The organism is Cochlodiniinecator piscidefendens, assembly GCF_011326755.1.
GTDB classification, from domain to species: Bacteria; Pseudomonadota; Alphaproteobacteria; order Rhodobacterales; family Rhodobacteraceae; genus Cochlodiniinecator; species Cochlodiniinecator piscidefendens.
In genome coordinates this window covers 32,601-46,728 of record NZ_JAAOIE010000011.1, presented here as the reverse complement: position 1 = coordinate 46,728, position 14,128 = coordinate 32,601, and the positions used below count along the sequence as shown (strand labels likewise).

The 14,128-nt window shown below is 49.3% G+C and carries 13 protein-coding genes; 5 read left to right on the top strand and 8 right to left on the bottom strand.

Annotation, left to right across the window (positions count from 1 at the left end):
* Nucleotides 1-219: 219 nt before the first annotated feature.
* From G9C99_RS17425 to G9C99_RS17390, 8 genes are read right to left on the bottom strand one after another with little or no spacing between them, the layout of a single operon-like run.
* Nucleotides 220-1,428 carry a glycosyltransferase gene (locus tag G9C99_RS17425; RefSeq protein WP_166418818.1) on the bottom strand — a complete coding sequence of 403 codons (1,209 nt, stop codon included), beginning with the start codon at nt 1,426-1,428 and terminating at the stop codon, nt 220-222.
* Nucleotides 1,425-2,705, bottom strand: a complete 1,281-nt coding sequence (locus G9C99_RS17420) for a lipid II flippase MurJ (RefSeq protein ID WP_166418817.1) — start codon at nt 2,703-2,705, stop codon at nt 1,425-1,427. The genes G9C99_RS17425 and G9C99_RS17420 overlap by 4 nt, the downstream gene beginning before the upstream one ends.
* Nucleotides 2,706-2,744: 39 nt before the next feature.
* On the bottom strand, nt 2,745-3,356 hold the full coding sequence (locus tag G9C99_RS17415; RefSeq protein WP_166418816.1) for a sugar transferase: 612 nt from the start codon (nt 3,354-3,356) through the stop codon (nt 2,745-2,747).
* 27 nt (nt 3,357-3,383) lie between these two features.
* A complete protein-coding gene (locus G9C99_RS17410; protein WP_166418815.1) occupies nt 3,384-4,349 on the bottom strand; it encodes a Gfo/Idh/MocA family protein in 966 nt (321 codons plus the stop codon).
* 17 nt (nt 4,350-4,366) lie between these two features.
* Entirely contained in the window at nt 4,367-5,449 is a 1,083-nt protein-coding gene (gene wecB / locus G9C99_RS17405) for a non-hydrolyzing UDP-N-acetylglucosamine 2-epimerase (protein ID WP_168713344.1), read from the bottom strand.
* 45 nt (nt 5,450-5,494) lie between these two features.
* Nucleotides 5,495-6,073 carry an acyltransferase gene (locus G9C99_RS17400; protein ID WP_166418814.1) on the bottom strand — a complete coding sequence of 193 codons (579 nt, stop codon included), beginning with the start codon at nt 6,071-6,073 and terminating at the stop codon, nt 5,495-5,497.
* On the bottom strand, nt 6,070-7,047 hold the full coding sequence (locus G9C99_RS17395; protein WP_166418813.1) for a Gfo/Idh/MocA family protein: 978 nt from the start codon (nt 7,045-7,047) through the stop codon (nt 6,070-6,072). The genes G9C99_RS17400 and G9C99_RS17395 overlap by 4 nt, the downstream gene beginning before the upstream one ends.
* 3 nt (nt 7,048-7,050) lie before the next feature.
* Nucleotides 7,051-8,349 (bottom strand): nucleotide sugar dehydrogenase, encoded by a 1,299-nt coding sequence (locus G9C99_RS17390; protein ID WP_166418812.1) that lies wholly within the window; start codon nt 8,347-8,349, stop codon nt 7,051-7,053.
* Between the two features lie 477 nt (nt 8,350-8,826).
* On the opposite strand from G9C99_RS17390, the gene galE reads away from it, so the two are divergent.
* From galE to G9C99_RS17365, 5 genes are all read left to right on the top strand, one after another.
* The gene (gene galE / locus G9C99_RS17385; RefSeq protein ID WP_166418811.1) at nt 8,827-9,825 is read left to right on the top strand and encodes a UDP-glucose 4-epimerase GalE; all 999 of its coding nucleotides are present in this window, start codon (nt 8,827-8,829) and stop codon (nt 9,823-9,825) included.
* Between the two features lie 235 nt (nt 9,826-10,060).
* Entirely contained in the window at nt 10,061-10,756 is a 696-nt protein-coding gene (locus G9C99_RS17380; protein WP_166418810.1) for a metallophosphoesterase, read from the top strand.
* A 97-nt stretch (nt 10,757-10,853) separates the two neighbouring features.
* Nucleotides 10,854-12,995 carry a YjbH domain-containing protein gene (locus tag G9C99_RS17375; protein WP_331460030.1) on the top strand — a complete coding sequence of 714 codons (2,142 nt, stop codon included), beginning with the start codon at nt 10,854-10,856 and terminating at the stop codon, nt 12,993-12,995.
* 2 nt (nt 12,996-12,997) lie between these two features.
* On the top strand, nt 12,998-13,678 hold the full coding sequence (locus G9C99_RS17370) for a YjbF family lipoprotein (protein ID WP_166418808.1): 681 nt from the start codon (nt 12,998-13,000) through the stop codon (nt 13,676-13,678).
* Nucleotides 13,679-13,770: 92 nt separating this feature from the next.
* Entirely contained in the window at nt 13,771-14,058 is a 288-nt protein-coding gene (locus G9C99_RS17365) for a hypothetical protein (RefSeq protein WP_166418807.1), read from the top strand.
* Nucleotides 14,059-14,128: the final 70 nt, after the last annotated feature.

Genomic DNA, 14,128 nt, shown 5'->3' with positions numbered 1-14,128 from the left:
CGCCCCTATAGTTAGGAAAGCGGAGGAGCAGAGATGGCGATTAAGAGACCCAAGCCGGAAGAATTTGTCGTGATAATCGGCCTCCTGCAAACTGGAGCATTTTGAGTTAGAGTTTCTGACTACTACTTTCCTGACTGAGAAAAGTTTTTTTGGGGGGCGGCAGGTCACTCAATTCTCAGTGAAAATTTGAGGGGATATCAGGTCAGTTCTCAACGCAAATCAAGAGACATCACCATCAAACTTCTTTAAACGAACTGCATCAACAAAATCCAGAAACTTGGGGCGCTCGGTTTCCCAGGAAATTTCATGCAAGCGTTCATAAGCAAGATCAGCCCGTTGCTGAGCTTTCACCGGATCCGCTCGTAACTCTTCTAGAGCTTCTTTCAGCTCATCCTCAGTATCGACGTATTGTACCATGCTTTCCGGGAAATATTCTTCCAGAGTTTTAAGCCTCTGAGCAATGATAGGCACACGAGCCCCAACATATTCCAAAAATTTATTGGGCAACGCGTAATCGAACAATCGATTGCGATGTGCCAGCACTACTCCACAGGATGCCCGTTCCAGATAGGGAGTAATGGATTCATGGCTAAATGGTCCACAAAAATCGCAGGACTCTGCCACGCCGAGATCAGCTGCCATATCTTGCACATTTTGATAAAAGGGCCCACGTCCATGAACTTCAAGACGGTACTTTTCCCCATCCGCATTCAGTGTTGATAAAACCGGCAGAACCCGGTCCACTCCACTCCGTTCTAGGATATTTCCGTGATGCAGGATATATGTCACGTCTTCAGGTTCGGCAGGCCGTGCGGGTCCTCGCGACACTGATAACTCGTCCAAATCCGGGGAGTTGTGCAGTAGAAAATACTTCCGCCCTCCCAGTCGATTCTGAAAATCTTCCATAATCGGCCGATTTACAGTGATCATTTCTGTCGCCAAAGAAGCAGAAAGCTTCTCTTCCAATGTTAGTAGCCCTTGAAGCAGATTACGCTGCCATCCGGATTTATGTCTAAAAATGTCCCCATAAACATCCATAACTGAGTCGTGCATGTCCAAGATGGTGGGAGTCCCCCGTAATTTGGCTGGAATACTCGCAAAGATCAGAAAATTCGGCATGTTGTGTGTAAAGACCACATCATACTGTTTGCGTAGCATGGCACTGCTGCAAATCCACAGGCAAGTGAAGAGAAATCGGACATATTCCCAAGCGAGACGTATTGTCGTTTTTTTCTTTGATCTGGCAATATTGGCCCGTTTGATCCGTACACCTGACACGACTTCTTCACGAGGCTCTTCGCCACGGTTGAGACAGATGACGTCAACATCCCAACCCGCTACAACTAACGCTTCAGCTTCGCGGCGCACGCGAGTGTCTTCCTTGTAATAAGCGTGCAGGAACATCAGGGCTTTCTTAGACGTAGTCATAGGATCTCCAAAGGTTTCGGGCGCGGCGGCCAAGCAAGAAGGATTGTGGCATTAACCAAGGCCGCGCCAGAGGTTGCCAAGGCAAGGCCCTGAGCCCCAAAGGGGTCAATTAGAAGAAAATCAAGAGCTACCTTGATCACGATTGCTGCAGCGCCGGCATATAGCGGGGTTAGGAAATCTTGTTCTGAAAACCGGACCTTGGTTCCAACCAGAACAAAAGCATATCCGGTAAACCCGACCCCGTAGGCGCGCAGAAAACTAGCTGTCTTTTCCGTCGATGCGACATCAAATGCACCGTATTCGAAAACCAGTCGGACCAGAAGCTCGGACGCAGTCATGATAATAATTGTGATGAAAAAGCATAATACCAGCGTGTACAAATACATTTTCTGCTTCATCTGCTTATGCAACGTGGGGTTATCACGCGCCTGTATCAGGCGCGGAAACATGATTGTGACGATAGCAAAAATAACCGTGTAAGTTGGCAACTGCACCAGCTTAGACGCATAATTCAAGGCCGCGACTGCGCCTTCTGAAATCTGGATAGCAAACCAGCGATCCAGAGTCAGGTCCATATAGACGACAAAACTGCTGGCAATTGTCAGGGCAACATTACGGTATAGACGCAACTGTTCCGAATCCAGAAGCCCAACGGACAAAGCTCCCTTCAATCGGTAATCCTGCCAATTTACCACTATCAGGAAATATAGAGCATACCCTAGAAGCGCAACCAGCGCCAAACCAGAAACTCCTGCCAATTGAAACCCCACAACAATCCCGACCAGCAAACCGATATTTGGCATCAGACTACCTAGAGCAGGAGCTAGAAAGCGATGGCGTAAATGCGACAGTCCAGTTGACCAGGCGGCCAACGCCGCAAAAATAATAGCTGGGGCCGCCAGCCGGGTAAAATCGGCGGCAAAATCCTTACCGTCTTGGGACATACCTACTGCAAATATTTCGATAACAGAGGGAGCAAACGCTAAAAGAGCCAAGCTGACCAAAACAGACAAGCTCAGAACCGGAACAAGTGTACGCAGGACTTGCTCTTTTGCAGTCCCATCCTTGATTTGTACCATCGCTGCCGAAGCATAGGCCGACCCGAGAATCCCAGTAAACAAAATGATTGGTGTCAGACCAATGATCAGAGCGTCTGCCTGTTCGCTGGTTCCAAAATAGTAGGCGATGACCACTTCCCGAAGGAAGCCGGTCACCCGCCCTACCATTGCTAGGATGAATACCAGCGAGGTACCTCGCAAGATTGCAGTAGCTGACATAAACGAAACTCCCAGCGTACTGCCGCAATGCTGTGTTTTCTAGTAAACACCGCTCCGGCGCCGCGAGGGCCGGAAAACTTTGAATGCTGTCTGAAAGATCAACGTTAGATAATTCCGAATCGAAACGCTATTGATCCAATCCAGATCTAAAGTGATAATTTTTTCGATCGGCAAGTCGCTACGCCCACTGATCTGAGCTATCCCAGTTAGGCCTGGCTGAACCTTCAAACGCTTCTCAGCTTGCCAATCTGAAGGAAATGCATCGTATTCATCTGGCACCCAAGGACGCGGTCCGACTAGGCTCATGTCACCAGCGATAATATTGAACAGTTGCGGCAGTTCATCCAGGCTGCTCCGACGTAAAAATGCCCCCAAAGGTGTAATCCGTGGATCATTGCGCAGCTTGATCGAATAGCTATTCACTTTATCAGTGTCATCGACTTTGGCAACAGGCTGCACCCGCATGGTGCGAAATTTGATCAGATTGAATGGAACTCCATCCCGTCCTAAACGTTTCTGAATGAAAAATATGGGGCGCCCATCCGTGATCCAGATGCTCAACGCAATCAAAATAAGAAATGGGCTACCAATGATCAGAGCCACAAGGGCGAATGTAAGGTCAAACAGACGGATAACAAATCTCTGTAACATAATCTTTCTCCAAAATATTCTTGGTCTTCAAGCGCACTTAGTTTCAATTTCCTCAGCCAACTCCAAAGCCTTGATACCGTGCTGCGCCGTCACCAAAGGATCTTTGTTATTCAAGACTGCTTGATAAAAATCTGTATGTTCTGCTAATAATGGCTCCGTATTTGGAACGATAACCCGTTCTACCAGAGCTTCTTGGCGGTATCCGACCTGTTGTGACCGATCAAGATATTTGCCGCTTGCGTGGCGAAAAATTTGTATCTCCTTCTTAAGATAATCGGCATCTATATAGCATTCTTCACAAGAAATACAGAGACTCCTAACACGGGTCTGCGAAATTTTGCTTGCGATCAGATTATAGATCGCGCCATCTCCTCCGGTCAGCAGGGTCGACACAAAATCTGACGTCACAGACCGGAAGGCCTGTCCCACCGCGCTAACGACCTGAAGTTCGCTGCGCGCAATCTGACAAATTGTATCGATATCATGAATCATCAGATCTAACACGACGCTGACGTCATTGGCTCGAGATAGATTGTAGCTCAAGCGTTGCGCTGTCACTGCCAGAACTTTTTCCGATGTCAAAATCTTGGAAAGTTCGGTAAACACCGGATTGTACCGTTCGACATGACCTACCGCAACAACACAACTCTTTTCTTTGCTCAGCGCCAGAATCTCCTGTGCTTCAGCAATGGTTGCGGTGATCGGTTTTTCGATCAGGCAATGACGACCAGCCAACAACGCTTGCTTGGCCAAAGTGTAATGTGACAACGTCGAAGAGGCGATGATGACCGCATCTACCTTGTCCAGTAATTCTTCGTAAGACCCGACAGCTGTGCATTCATATTTCTGCGCTATATCCTCTGCACGCACTGCATCCTGATCAAAAACAAAGAGTTCTTGTACCAATTGGTGGTGGCTGGCAATGCGAGCATGGTTTTGCCCCATACTACCAAGACCGACAACACCCATCTTTAAACGCTTTCCTGCAATCATTCTTGTGTCTCCTGCATTCACCTGCAAACGGCATTCAATATCTTTTCAGCGGCATGGGCATTTCCATAGGGTTCCCCTACCAATCGCGTTTCAACCCGCTCAAATTCCATAATTGAATTCAATACGTCCTGCGTCTCAAATGGGGGTATCAATCGAGCCCAATTTAGATCCACTAACTCGGTCCATTCTGTCTCAGTGCGCAACACCACCACTGGCGTCTTGTGGAAAAAGGCTTCTTTCTGCATACCTCCGGAATCAGTCACCAAGGTCATCGCCGCCTGTTGTAGTCGAATAATGTCAAAAAAACCAAGTGGCTCTGTCAAAGTTAACTTGCTTAGAAGAGACATCAATTCAGGCGAATTGGCACAACGTGCTCGTGTACGAGGGTGCAGTGGCAACACCAGCGGCATTTCCTCAGCTAGCGTCGCCAGCGTTTCCAGGATCACCCGCAGACGAGCGGGATCGTCTGTGTTTTCCTGTCGGTGCACGGTTGCCAGGCGAAACGCTTTTTCTTCCAGCCCAAGACGATTACAGATATCAGAAGTTCGCGCAGCCTTTTCACCAAACAGCCGTGCAGCATCATACATAATGTCCCCGACATTCATTACACGGTCATGATCAATACCCTCAGTGCGCAAATGTGCCACTGCTGCTTCGCTCGGCGGGAACAGCCACGTCGAAATATGATCCGTCAGTACCCGATTAATTTCCTCGGGCATCTTCCGGTTGAACGACCGCAAACCGGCTTCGACATGGGCCACTGGAATATCCAGCTTAGCTGCTGCCAGCGCCCCCGCAACTGTCGAATTGGTATCACCATACACCAACAACACATCGGGGCGATTTTCTAACAAGACGGCTTCGATTTCGACCAACTGCCGACCCGTCATGGCACCGTGGGTGCCGCCACCGATGTTCAGATGATAGCGCGGAGCTTCAATCCCGAGCTCATCAAAGAACACATCCGACATATTGGAATCGTAATGCTGACCAGTATGCAGGATGATGTCTTCGATTCCACCCTGCGCCCGGATGGCATGGCTCAGCGGAGCGGCCTTAATAAACTGTGGGCGAGCCCCTAGAACCGTCAATATTTTCATTGAAATCAATCTTTTCATCTTAGGGTTTGAAGTCGGATGTTAGTCTTAATTCACCTTTTCCAAAGTCAACGTCCCACTTTTTTCGCGATACTGTTCGCCAGTACGAGGACAAACCAAGCTTTCGTTCAATCGCTCTCCGCTGCGGCTAACCCAACCAATTCGGCGTGCTGGAACCCCAGCAACCAAAGCGTGATCAGGCACGTCATGAGTTACCACAGCCCCTGCAGCAACCATGCAATAGGCCCCAAGTGTGTTGCCACAAACGATCGTGGCATTGGCCCCAATCGTGGCGCCTTGCCGCACCAATGTCGGCCCAAATTCGTCCTTGCGCTCGACATTAGCACGCGGAGTCAACACATTTGTAAAAACACAGGATGGACCACAAAAAACGTCCTGCTCTAGGGTTACACCCTTATATAAGGCCACATTGTTCTGGATCTTACAGCCATCTCCGATGCTGACATGAGGGCCAGCCATCACGTTTTGGCCTAACACACACCCTTCGCCGATGGTTGTGTTCCCAAGTACATGCGCGAAGTGCCAAATCTTTGTGTGGGCGCCGATTTCACTGGGATCGTCTATATAGGCACTTTCATGCACAAAGGCTGTTTCGTGGATGCTCATGCTGCCCCTTCCAAGGATTTAGCCAGTGCAGCCTCAGCCGCGTTCAGGACGGCCAAAACAGCGCGGCCTTCATGACCATCAGTGCGTGGCGCGGTGCCAGTCTCGATGGCATGCACGAAATGGCGGCACTCATCCTTAAGTGGCTCTCCTCGGGGAACAGCGATATATTCAACCTCTGCCTTAATCGGTGCTGGTTCACGCCCGGACATATCGATGTCATGCCCATAATAAGCCAGCTTCTTATCCCAGTCCGGCTGACTATCTTCGAAAACCATCATGCCTTTGGACCCAACAGCCACAAGTCTCTGTTCCTTGAACGGGTGCAACCAACTGGTCTGGATGTGCCCACGTACGCCATTTTCAAACCCGAATTGCATGGTGCACCAGTCCGCTACCCCTTCGGTAACAAAGGCCCCACCCTGTGCGGTAACAACGTTGGGCTGTGCGTCAACCAAGCTCAGCACCATCGATACGTCATGGGGCGCAAAGGACCACAGGACATTCTCGGCCACCCGGAATTTTCCCAGCGACATACGGTTGGAATAAACATAACGCAGATCACCAATGCGGCCGGCATCGACTTCTGCCTTCATCGCCACAAAAATCGGATGATACTGCAGTAGATGCCCCACCATCAGGGTACGTTCTGTCGCTTCCGCTGCCGTGATCATGCGATCGCAATCTGCTTCGGTCAGGGCCAGCGGTTTTTCCACGTAGACATGTTTGCCTGCTTCCAAAGCGCGCACGGCAAGATCCGCATGGGTTTCGGCGGGTGTTGCAAAGGACACACCAACAATGTCCGGATCGGCCAGAACCTCGTCTAGGTTGCAGGCCGGCACACCATAAGTTTCTGCCATTTTAGCCGCGGTGTTGGGGTCGCCGTCCACAACAGCCCCTAGAGCGCCAATCTCGGAAAAATTACGCACCAGGTTCTTACCCCAGTAACCGCATCCAACTTGTGCAATACGTGTCATGTCTTAGGCCCTCACCACACCATCGGCATCATCGCGAAACTTGCCACGAGTATCGACTAGGATTTGCGCATTATCACGGATCATACCATAGTCGAAATCCGTGTGATCAGTCAGCAACAGCACTGCATCATAACCCGCCACTGTCTCAGCCGATAGAGGCACCGAAGATAAATCAAAATCATGCTCCCTCATTTCCGGGAAGACTGGCACGTTAGGGTCGGAATACTGCACATTCGCCCCCCAATCACGCAGCAGCTCCATAACAAAGACCGATGGGCTTTCGCGCATATCATCCACGTCTTTCTTGTAAGCAATGCCAAGTGCCAGAACCTTGGCGCCGTTCAACGACTTGCCCGCCTTGTTCAAAGCGCGCACGGTCTTATCCACTACATATTGTGGCATGGCGGCATTTACTTCACCCGCTAGCTCGATGAATCGAGTGTGCAGCCCATATTCTCGCGCCTTCCAAGTTAGGTAGAAGGGGTCGATTGGAATACAGTGCCCGCCAATACCGGGTCCCGGATAATAGGCTGTGAACCCAAACGGTTTGGTTTTAGCCGCATCAATCACTTCAAAAATGTCCAGCCCCATGGCATCAGCCACAACTTTCATTTCATTAACCAGACCGATATTGATCGAACGGTGAATATTCTCGAGTAGCTTCACCATTTCGGCTGCAGCCGTCGAACTTACAGGCACGACCTTATCGATGAAAGTCTGATACAGAGCAACTCCGACCTCCAGACAGGCAGGTGTTTGCCCGCCCACCACTTTAGGAATGGTCTGGGTCGAAAAATTGGGATTGCCCGGATCTTCACGCTCAGGCGAGTAAATCAGAAAGAAATCTTCGCCCACTGTCAGACCAGCCTGATCGACGTATGGCTGTAGAACTTCGCGGGTGGTGCCTGGCCAAGTTGTACTTTCCAACGATAGCACTTGCCCTGCTCGCAGGTATGGGGACAGCCCATCCATGGTGGCTACAACAAAACTCAGATCTGGCTCGCGGGTTTTGTCCAGTGGTGTCGGTACACAGATGATCAACGCATCACATTCCGCAGAGCGCGACATCTCTGCAGTTGCCTCAAAACGGTCCTTGCGTATCTCCGCGATTTCATCATTCGAGATGTGCTTGATCGGACTCTGACCTAAATTCAACTGATCAACACGTGCCTGTACAACATCGAAGCCCAGCACTTTTATTCCAACCTTGGAGATAGCCAACGCTAGGGGGATACCAACATATCCCAGTCCGATGATACCTATAGTTGCGGATTTTTCGGAAAATCTCTCAGCCAAATTCATTTGGCCACTCCTTCGTCAAAATGTATAATGTTTAGCAAATTCTTAAAGTCGTTCGAGCGCCTGCTATCATGCACCTCTCTTCCTTGTCCACATCAAATTAGAGCGTATACACCCTATACTTGCGCCTCCAAGAACTCTAAGGCACTCAGGAATAACTATGGGCAAACCACATCCTATTAGTTTTTCGAACACTATTATTTATGGACGAAGACAACGCGCATCGGGCCGTTGTCGCAAAGCTACGGCCATGTCCAACACTCGGATCGCCAAGCCTCATTTCATGCGCTTGTGAACAGCCAACCAATAACGCACCGAGAACGCAAATGCAGAAAACCTGTACAAACCCGACCGCTCAGTTGCGTTCGTTAAATGCTTCTTTTAAAAAAATGTAGGGTATGCCAGATACTCTCGCTTTATGTGCTCTCCCTACTTAAAAGAAGGGAACACTTCGAACATAGATGCCAAGGTATTTTAAATATGAAAAAAACCATCCTCCTAACTGGCGGCGCTGGCTACATTGGGTCACACACATATGTTGCTCTATGCGAAGCCGGATATATACCTGTTATTTTTGATAATTTTTCGAACTCCCGGCCGGAAGTCATAAAGAGATTGTGCGAAATTACCGGCAAAGATGTTTTATATCACATTGGAGACGTTCGAAATAAAGCGGCTTTAGACGAGACCTTTAAAACATATAATTTCGACGCAGTTATTCACTTTGCTGCCCTGAAAGCAGTTGGTGAATCCGTTGAAAAACCCCTATTGTATTTCGATGTAAACTGCAGCGGCTTTTTAACACTTATGCAAGTAATGCACGAGCATGCCGTTAACCGAATCGTCTTCTCTTCATCCGCTACCGTCTATGGGGAGCCTCAGTACTGTCCCTTGGATGAGGCACACAAATGTGATCCCGAAAGCCCTTATGCGTTTACGAAAACATTTGGCGAACAAGTACTGTCTCAGGCAGAACGCGCTAACCCCAAGTTATCTGTTGGAATTCTACGATACTTTAATCCAGTGGGGGCCCATGACAGCGCTATGATCGGTGAAGACCCAATGGGGGTGCCCAATAATTTAATGCCGCTTTTGGCAATGGTAGCAGATGGGCGTCTGAAAAAGCTACAAGTGTACGGTGACGACTATGACACACCCGATGGCACCGGCGTACGCGACTATATTCATGTAGACGATTTGGCTCACAGGCACGTTCTCTCAGTGAACAGGCTTATCGAAACGGACAACAGTCACACTGTGAATTTAGGAACAGGGATTGGTTATTCAGTTAAGGAAATGATCGCGGCCTATTCTAAGGCAAGCGGTAAAGCGATACCTTTTGACATCGCACCCCGTCGGGCAGGGGATGTCGCCAGTTACTTTGCAGACACATCTCAAGCCTATGACCTCTTAGGTTTTAAAACAAAAAAAACTCTCGATGATATGTGTCGTTCGAGTTGGCTTTGGGTATCAAAATAAACAATTCTACATAAACAGTATCAATCAAGTTGAAAGGGAAGCCGGGTACCGCCTGAATAGTACATTTGGCTGCTTCGGTTGACCCATTTGCTAGACTATGACACGAAGACCCACCACCGAGCCTATGATAAGGCTAAGATACTCTATCAAAATTGGGCTCATATTAATGAACTTGCTCCGACGCCTCTTTGCTCCGAAACAATCACCGGTAGCTCTTCCGTTTCATGCTCAAATCATGCCTGATGAGAGCTTCTATGCAATCGGAGATATTCATGGATGCGATAGGCTTCTAGCGCAATTACTAGACAAAATTCTTCACGATTCGAGAGGGCTTTCGCATCAGATAATCTGCGTTGGGGATTATGTCGACCGCGGCGAAGAGAGCGCACAAGTTCTACGGCGCTTATTCGCCCTTCATCAATCAGAGCATGTTAATTTAACTTGCCTGATAGGCAATCACGAAGACATGATGCTTCGTTTTATAGAAGACCCCGAAAGTCACGGCGAGCGGTGGTTGCGCTATGGAGGGCTGCAAACGCTGGCGAGCTTTGGAGTGCGGGGAGCTGTTGGAGCAAACAAAGCCTCCATGACAGCGCTGCGGGACGCATTGAAGGAAGCTATGGGTGCTCCTTTAATTGCTTGGATGCAATCCATGCCCACCCAATGGCAAAGTGGAAATGTGGCCGTCGTTCATGCTGGAGCTGACCCACAACTTCCGTTGAGACTGCAGGACCCTTATGTTTTGAAGTGGGGGCATCCACGCTTTCAGCAAGAGACTCGAACAGACGATGTGTGGGTTTTACATGGGCATACCATCATCGATAAGCCAGAGGCTACCAATGGTCGTATAGCTATAGACACCGGTGCTTATGCGACAGGACAGCTTACCGCAGCTTACATTGATTGTGATACAGCTCGTTTTTTAAGCTAAATCCTGAGTTTCTTTGTACGCAAAGGGGATTGCGCGATTGTGTTGGGCAAATTGCTCAACTAAGGTCTACCCCACTATATATTTGGAGACTGCAGACGTGCTGCATTTCGCTGTTCTTTTAAGAAAAAACCTGCAATCCCTAATACTTTCTATTTTAGTGGTAGAATGTATTGCGCTGCCTGCTCACGCACAATCGCCTTATACGTATAACCTATATGGTGTACCGGGGCTAATTGATATGCCAACAGCACAAAGCGCCAATCCTAATGAACTTGCGACAACCATTTCTACATTTGAGGGACAAGCACGTACCACGCTAACCTTTCAAATCACTCCGCGATTATCAGGTAGTTTTCGCTACGGAACAGTTAACAACACTGGAACATTTGGGGATGGTCGCCTTTGGGATCGCTCCTTTGACTTACGATATCGTCTGGCTGACGAAGGCAGGTATCGCCCGGCCATCGCCATTGGGCTGCAAGATTTCATCGGTACCGGTGTTTTTTCCGGCGAATATATTGTTGCTACAAAAACTTTTAACAATCGCTTCGCTGTCACTGGGGGCATCGGTTGGGGGCGGCTCGGCTCTTACAATAGTTTTCAGAACCCCTTTGGCAGCCGCTTCAATACGCGGTCTGGATTTTCAGGCCGTGGCGGTGAAGCTAATCTCGGCGACCTTTTCCGTGGTCCTGCAGCGCTTTTCGGTGGAGTATCTTGGGCAGCAACAGATCGCTTAACTTTACTCGCAGAGTATTCATCAGACGCCTACACTTATGAAAGTAATCTCAGCCTACCCGAAGACCAGTTCAATCATCGCTCTCCGATCAATGTCGGGCTAAATTATCAGTATCGACCAGGCGTCAATCTCTCAGCCAGTTATCTTTATGGTTCTGTTTTTGCTGTTGGCGCGACATTTTCCTTAAACCCCGGACGTACATCAAATGTGAACGGCCGGTTTGAACCCGCACCTTTACCGGTTGCACCGCGTCCTGCCCGGCATATTTCACCAGGGGATTGGGGTACGGGCTGGCTTGGGGATCAAGAGCGCGAAACCAATATTGAAACAGCCCTTGCACAGGTGTTGGCAGCTGAAGGCATGACGCTCGAAGCACTGTCTCTGACAGGCACAACTGCTCGGGTTCGTCTACGCAATGAACGTTTTGACGCCTTGCCCGAAGCGATTGGGCGAACGGCCCGCATTTTGACACATGTTCTACCGGCTTCAGTCGAGGTTTTTGATATTGAACCTGTGATTGAAGGCATTCCAACAACCCGGACCCGCCTGAGACGCTCAGACCTCGAAGATTTGGAAAATGCGCCTGACAGTACATGGTTGTCTTATGCGCGCGCTGATATTGCCCCGGTTTCAGACGGCTTAGCGCCACGCGCAGGCTTGTATCCTAGGTTCACCGCGGGCCTAGCACCATTCACTGAAAGCAGCTTTTTCGATCCCGACCAACCTGTACGCTTAGGTATTGGTGCCGAATTATCTGGACGGTTTGATATAGCTCCTGGGTTATCTTTGTCAGGATCAGTACGCCAACGGATTGCAGGCAATTTGGATGGAAGCCCTGTCAGTTTCTCAGCACTGCCCCGGGTGCGAACTGATGCAGCGCTTTATGCGGCAGTGGATGAACCCTATATTAATCATCTGACGCTAGATTACTTCTTTCGTCCTGGCACCAATCTATATGGTCGGCTCAGTGCAGGATATCTGGAACAAATGTACGCGGGGGTCTCAGGCGAAATCCTGTGGCAACGCAATAATAGCCCTCTCGCTTTGGGAGCAGAGATCAACTATGTTCAGCAACGTGATTTCAATCAACAGTTTGGGCTGCGTGACTACGATGTGATAACAGGCCATGCTTCTGCCTATTATGACTTTGGCAATGGTTTTGTCGGGCAAATAGATGCCGGGCGCTACCTTGCTGGCGACTGGGGTGCTACGTTCCGATTGAACCGAGAATTCCGAAATGGTTGGCGTCTGGGGGCATACTTTACACTCACAGACGTTTCGTTTGACGATTTTGGCGAGGGCTCCTTTGACAAAGGGCTGGAACTTGAAATCCCAATCAGCTGGGCTTTGGGACAACCAACACGGCAAAATATCAATCTGAATATCCATCCAATCACACGAGACGGTGGGGCTCGGCTTAACATCAGAAATCGCCTTTACAACCAAGTGCGCGAAAGCAATGAAACGCAACTGCGCAATGAGTGGGGTCTGTTCTGGAGATGATTATGGGTAAGAAAACCATTGCAGCGCTCATCTTTGGGGCAATGACACTGGCTGGATGCGATACAGCTCGGGATTCTGCAGAGCAGCCAACTGATATTATCTCACGCGCCGTTCAAACCGTGCGCAGCCAACTAAGTGCCAACCAACCCCCTGTTGATTTTCGACACCTTCTCACACGCGAGGCGATTGATGCGGAGACCGGCCCTGTTATGCTGGCCCATGTCGAGGATCGTGATGCTTATGCAGTGTTGTCCCTTGCAGGACAGAATCGCGGAATTCTGACTTGGCGTGCAACCGATGGGATAACGCTCAGTTTGCAACATGATATCGCAATTGCAAGCCGCGGCTTAGGTCAAGATATCATGTCAGGCGATATTTCGACGGCGTACCCCGCTCTCTTGCATGGCTCCGGCGACGCCGTGCGCATACATGATTATCTAGATGGCGAATGGCAAATTGAACGGCGTAGTTTTTACTGCACGTATGCCGTTCAAAACACGGAATCCATTGATATATATGGAATAAACGTAAACACACGGCACGTCACCGAAGCCTGTAACAACCCTGAATTTTCGTTTGAAAATGAATATTGGATCGGGCAAGGGCAACGCATTTGGCAAAGCAGGCAATGGATCAGCCCCACCGTTGGGTATGTCATGTTGCAACACCTATCGCGCAGTTGATGATTTTTACATCGAAGCAAGGAAAGAACTTTCTTCATTCCTCGGCTTCTGGTAAAAGCCACTAGAAAGTTTCGATTATGGAGAAATCCCCAATGCGTTTATATATTACACTCGCTTCTGCTGCCGCCCTATCTCTTACCGCAATGAGCCCTGCTTTTGCGGGTCAATACGGCGACGGCCAAGCTGATAACTCAGTTCAGCAACCTGACTGTGAAACAAATGATGACGACTGCGGCATGGCCCTTCTTCCAGTAAGCTCCTTGGGTGCTCTGGGTGGTGGTGCAGCAGTTGCTGCAGTTGCTGGTGTTGCGATTATTGCAGGCGTTGCAGGTTCTTCCAGCACACCTTCAACAAACTCAACAACATCTACAAACCCATAAACGGTTTTCATTCTTTATAGAATGACCTGTATTAAACGGCCGTCTCAATACTGGGCACGGCCGTTTATTT